General features: G+C 68.2%; 1 protein-coding gene. It reads left to right on the forward strand.

Features of this window, described 5'->3' with window-relative positions; genetic code table 11:
• Positions 1 to 26: 26 nt before the first annotated feature.
• On the forward strand, positions 27 to 741 hold a 715-nt coding region (locus D7V77_RS42310), incomplete at its 3' end, for an aldo/keto reductase (protein ID WP_147452372.1).

A 741-nucleotide genomic window follows, 5' to 3' on the forward strand; every position in this document is an offset into this window, starting at 1 on the left:
TCTCCGCCCTCGCCCAGAGTCCCCGCATGCTCACCCGCCCCATCCCCAGCTCCGGCGAAGCCCTGCCCGTCATCGGCATGGGCACCTGGCAGACCTTCGACGTCGGCGGCGCCGCGAACGAACGCGCACCCCTGGCCCAGGTCCTCCAGAAGTTCTTCGACTCGGGCGCGCGCCTCATCGACTCGTCCCCCATGTACGGCCGCTCCGAGGCCGTCGTGGGCGACCTGCTGAAGCAGTCCGGCCAGGAGAAGACGCCGTTCCTCGCCACCAAGGTCTGGACGCGCGGCAAGGCGGAAGGGGCGGCGCAGATACAAGCGTCCCTCCAGAAGATGGGCCACGGCCGCATGGACCTGATGCAGGTGCACAACCTGCTGGACGTGGACGTGCATCTGCCCGTGCTGCGGGAGATGAAGGCCGCGAAGAAGATCCGCTACGTGGGCGTCACCCACTACCTGCGCAGCGCCTTCGACGACCTGGAGAAGCACATCAAGGGCGGCAAGCTGGACTTCGTGCAGCTGCCCTACTCGCTCGCGATGCGCGACGCCGAAGCGCGCCTGTTGCCCGCGGCGAAGGAGCACGGCGTGGCCGTGCTCGTCATGGAGCCCTTCGACAAGGGCAACCTCTTCCGCAAGATGAAGGGCCGCCCCCTGCCGGACTGGGCCGCGGAGTTCGACTGCTCCAGCTGGGCCCAGTTCTTCCTCAAGTTCATCCTGGGCCACCCCGCCGTGAACTGCCCCATCC

It is taken from the genome of Corallococcus sp. CA041A, from assembly GCF_003612075.1.
In the GTDB taxonomy this organism is placed as follows: Bacteria; Myxococcota; Myxococcia; order Myxococcales; family Myxococcaceae; genus Corallococcus; species Corallococcus exiguus.